Source organism: Pseudoxanthomonas sp. LjRoot204_2 (assembly GCF_056175765.1).
This window is the reverse complement of sequence record NZ_JBGFFG010000543.1, coordinates 1-1,963: the sequence shown is the minus strand read 5'-3', so window position 1 is coordinate 1,963 and position 1,963 is coordinate 1. Positions and strand designations below refer to the sequence as shown.

At 64.8% G+C, this 1,963-nt stretch carries 1 protein-coding gene; it reads right to left on the bottom strand.

What is annotated here, in order from left to right; translation table 11 throughout:
• Positions 1–16: 16 nt before the first annotated feature.
• Entirely contained in the window at positions 17–1,684 is a 1,668-nt protein-coding gene (gene ettA / locus AC04L7_RS17660) for an energy-dependent translational throttle protein EttA (RefSeq protein WP_475513562.1), read from the bottom strand.
• Positions 1,685–1,963: the final 279 nt, after the last annotated feature.

Genomic DNA, 1,963 nt, shown 5'->3' with positions numbered 1-1,963 from the left:
GTTTGAAACCGACCGCTTACTTCAGCGCCTTGAACCGCAGGCGGTGCGGACGCGCGCCTTCCTCGCCCAGGCGACGCTTCTTGTCTTCCTCGTACTCGCGGTAGTTGCCCTGGAAGAACTCCACGTGCGAGTCGCCTTCGAAGGCGAGGATGTGCGTGGCGATGCGGTCCAGGAACCAGCGGTCGTGCGAAATGACGAAGGTATTGCCGGGGAATTCCAGCAGCGCGTCTTCCAGCGCACGCAGGGTTTCGATGTCCAGGTCGTTGGAGGGTTCGTCGAGCAGCAGCACGTTGCCGCCCTGCAGCAGCGTCTTGGCCATGTGCAGGCGGCCGCGTTCACCGCCGGACAGCGAGCCGACCATCTTCTGCTGGTCCTGGCCCTTGAAGTTGAAGCGGCCGATGTAGGCGCGCGACTGGATCTCCACGCCATTGATGTTGAGGATGTCCAGGCCGCCCGAGATTTCCTGGAAGACGTTGTGGTTGCCTTCCAGCTTGTCGCGGCTCTGGTCGACGTAGGCCAGCTGCACGGTCGGGCCCTTGATGATCTCGCCGGAATCCGGCTTCTCCTGCCCGGTGATCATCTTGAACAGCGTCGACTTGCCGGCGCCGTTCGGGCCGATGATGCCGACGATGGCGCCGCCGGGCACSAKGAAGCTCAGGTTGTCGATCAGCAKGCGGTCGCCGAACTTCTTGGAGACGTTCTTGAACTCGATCACCGAGTTGCCCAGGCGCTCGCCCGGCGGGATGAAGATCTCGTTGGTCTCGTTGCGGCGCTGGTAGTCGACCGACTGCAGCTCTTCCAGGCGGGCCAGACGGGCCTTGCCCTTGGAACGGCCGCCCTTGGCGTTCTGGCGCGACCACTCCAGTTCCTTCTGGATGGCCTTCTGACGGGCCTTTTCCTGGTTGTCTTCCTGCTTCAGGCGCTCATCCTTCTGGACCAGCCAGTCGGTGTAGTTGCCCTTCCACGGAATGCCGCGGCCGCGGTCCAGTTCGAGGATCCACTCGGCGGCGTTGTCGAGGAAGTAGCGGTCATGGGTGACCGCCACCACGGTGCCGGTGTAGCGGGCGAGGAACTGTTCCAGCCACTCGACGGACTCGGCATCCAGATGGTTGGTCGGTTCGTCGAGCAGCAGCATGTCCGGCTTCTGCAGCAGCAGGCGGCACAGGGCGACGCGACGCTTCTCTCCGCCGGACAGCTTGCCGACGATCGCATCCCACGGCGGCAGGCGCAGCGCGTCGGCGGCCACGTCCAGCTGGTTTTCCAGCGTGTGCGCGTCGCCGGCGGCGAGGATGGCTTCCAGGCGCTCCTGCTCCTTGGCGAGGGCGTCGAAGTCTGCACCTTCCTCGGCATACGCGGCGTAGACCGCTTCCAGCGCCGCCTGGGCCTGCAGAACGTCGCCCACGCCTTCCTCGACGGCCTGGCGGACGGTGTGTTCGGGGTTCAGCTCCGGCTCCTGCGCCAGGTAGCCGACCTTGATGCCGGGCTGGGGGCGGGCTTCGCCTTCGAAATCCTTGTCCACGCCGGCCATGATCTTCAGCACGGTGGACTTGCCGGCGCCGTTCAGGCCCAGCAGGCCGATCTTCGCGCCCGGATAGAACGACAGCGAGATGTCCTTGATGATCYGCCGCTTCGGCGGGACCACCTTGCTGACCCGGTTCATGGTGTAGATGTATTGCGAGGACATGCAGGCTCCGGTACGCAGGCCCCGTCGCCCAGCCGTGCGACGGCGGGCGGGGAGGCAAAGGGGAAGGCGGCGATTATAGCCGCTCCGGCCCGCCCGACCGCTGGCTGAATACGTTTCGCCAACATGGCGTTGACGTGGCCGTAACCGTTTTCCAGCGGGAATCGGTTCAGATGTGATCCGCATGATGGGACCCACGTGCCACACAGAGGGCTTTCCATGAATACCAAGCGTCTTTTCCAGAGCATGGCCTGCGCCATCCTCGCCTTTGCCGTCACCGCC